General features: G+C 77.5%; 2 protein-coding genes. One reads left to right on the top strand and one right to left on the bottom strand.

Features of this window, described 5'->3' with window-relative positions:
- Positions 1 to 369: 369 nt before the first annotated feature.
- A complete protein-coding gene (locus tag ABEB16_RS13460; RefSeq protein ID WP_345712754.1) occupies positions 370 to 762 on the top strand; it encodes an Rv2175c family DNA-binding protein in 393 nt (130 codons plus the stop codon).
- Positions 763 to 769: 7 nt separating this feature from the next.
- On the opposite strand, the gene ABEB16_RS13455 is transcribed toward ABEB16_RS13460, so the two are convergent.
- Positions 770 to 1,738, bottom strand: coding sequence for a phytoene/squalene synthase family protein (locus tag ABEB16_RS13455; protein WP_425560193.1), 969 nt, complete (start codon positions 1,736 to 1,738; stop codon positions 770 to 772).
- Between the last annotated feature and the right edge of the window lie 74 nt (positions 1,739 to 1,812).

Here is a 1,812-nt window from a genome sequence, read left to right as displayed (position 1 = left end):
GCGGGTGCGATCCCGGGGGCGGCGGCGCCGACGAGGGCGGCGACCAGCCAGGGGCTCGGGCCGCGCCCCTCGCGCTCGCCCGCCCCGCTCGTGCGGGGCTCGTCGGTGGGGGGCTCGGCGGCCGGGGACCCGGCGGGCTGCTCGGCGGGCGGCTCGAGGGGCATGGCGCTGGTGTCCTCCGCTGACGTCGTGCCGGTGCCGGGCCGGCACGTGCCGGCCGCTCCCGTGCGTGGTGCCTGCTGGTCCCGTTCGGGATCACGCTCGCGGCCGAACCTACCCGACGCCTCCGGCCGCGCCCGGCCAGCGCGATCTCCCGGCGTGGCGGCAGGTCGTCACCGCGCACCGGCCCCCTCGTGGCAGGCTGGTGCCGTGGCCGTACCGCAGCGCGCAGAGATCGCATCGGAGCAGGGGGACGCCGTCGAGGAGCTCGTGGGCGAGTGGCTCACGGTGCCCGACGTCGCCAAGCGGACGGGGGTGAGCGCCCGCCTGGTGCGCCAGCAGCTGCAGGAGCGCCAGCTGCTGGCGCTGCGGCTGGGGGAGCGGCGCGTGGTGCACGTGCCCGCCGCCTTCCTCGCCGAGGACGGCCCGGTGCCGGCGCTGCGCGGCACCATCTCGGTGCTCGCCGACTCCGGCCTGTCCGACGTGGAGGCCGTGCGCTGGTTGTTCACCCCCGACGACACCCTGCCCGGGCGCCCGATCGACGCCCTGCGCTCCGGGCACAAGACGGAGATCCGCCGCCGGGCGCAGGCCCTGCTGCTCTGAGCGCCGCTCAGAGCGCCGCGGCCGGGGCCGTGCTCCTCCAGCGGGCCTCCTCGCGCCGGGCGCGGGTGGCGCGCGCCAGGGCCGGCAGGGCCACCGCCAGGCGCCGGGGCACGCCGACGGCCACCCGCCGGTCCAGCACCCGGTAACCGGAGCGCTCCACCGCGCCCAGGATGCCGCCGTACAGCTCGAACGCCGTGCGGACGCAGTCCCGGCTCGTCGGGTGCAGCATCGCGATGCCCGGCTCGGCCCGCTGGTACAGCTCCCGGGTGCGCTCGACCTCGAAGGCCAGCAGCGCGCGCACCGGCTGCGGCACCACGCCCTCCCGCTGCGCGGCCAGCAGCCCCTCGCGCGTCACGCCGAAGGCGTCGAGGTCCTCGGCGGGCAGGTAGATCCGCCCGCGCTGCAGGTCCTCGCCGACGTCGCGGATGAAGTTGGACATCTGGAACGCCTCGCCGAGCAGCTGCGCCGGCTGCGCCGCCTGCGGCGTCAGCGGCTCCAGCAGCGGCAGCATCTGCAGCCCGATGACCGAGGCCGAGCCGTACATGTAGCGCTGCAGGTCGGCGTAGGTGGCGTAGCCGGTCTCGGTGATGTCCATCCGCATCGAGGCGAGGAAGGCCTCCACGTGGGCGCGGGGCACGGACCAGCGGCGCATCGTGGCGGCCATCGCCCGGCCCACCGGGTCCGGGGGGTCGCCGGCGTCCAGGCCCGCGAGGAACGCCTCGCCCCAGTCGAGCAGCGCCTGCGGGTCGGGGTGCTCCAGGGAGTCGACGAACTCGTCGGCGTAGCGGGCGAAGCCGTACAGCGCCCACACGTAGGGGCGCTTGGCCCGCGGCAGCAGCAGCGTCGCCAGGTAGTAGGTGCGCCCGTGCGCGGCGTGCAGCCGGCGGCACTCCTCGAACGCCGCCCGCAGCGCCGGGTCGCGCAGCTGCGGGTCGCCCGCCGCGGCCGCGTCGAGGTCGCGGGCGCTCACCGCCACGCCCGCGAGCGGTAGGAGCGGTCCCGGCCCGTGACCCGCTCGGCCGCCAGCCGCCCGGAGACCAGCACCATCGG

Origin of the sequence: Kineococcus glutinatus (assembly GCF_039542765.1) — a bacterium.
Taxonomy (GTDB): domain Bacteria; phylum Actinomycetota; class Actinomycetes; order Actinomycetales; family Kineococcaceae; genus Kineococcus_A; species Kineococcus_A glutinatus.
The sequence above is the reverse complement of the archived record's forward strand: the minus strand, read 5'-3'. Positions and strand labels throughout refer to the sequence as shown.